Annotated in this window: 1 pseudogene; it reads right to left on the bottom strand. The window is 65.3% G+C overall.

Annotated features, from left to right (window positions below):
- Window positions 1-98, bottom strand: a pseudogene (locus tag E2C06_RS40150) (hypothetical protein); the annotation flags it as partial.
- Window positions 99-222 lie beyond the last annotated feature (124 nt).

Raw genomic sequence — 222 nt, 5'->3', positions numbered from 1 at the left:
GACGTCGGTGTGCGCCAGTCCAGTCCTTCCACGAGCATCGCGAACTGGGCCGCCGTCAGCGTCACCGAACCTTCGCGTGCAATCGTCGGCCAGATGAACCGGCCCTTCTCAGTAAGCGTCCGGCCTCCATCGCCTTCCCTGGCCGCTGACGTGCGTTGAGGCTGGCGGCCTTAACGTCGGGCGTAAGGTCGTCTGTAAGGTCATGGGCAGCGGGACGGTCGA

Origin of the sequence: Dankookia rubra, assembly GCF_004355005.1 — a bacterium.
GTDB lineage: Bacteria > Pseudomonadota > Alphaproteobacteria > Acetobacterales > Acetobacteraceae > Paracraurococcus > Paracraurococcus ruber_A.
The sequence above is the reverse complement of the archived record's forward strand: the minus strand, read 5'-3'. Positions and strand labels throughout refer to the sequence as shown.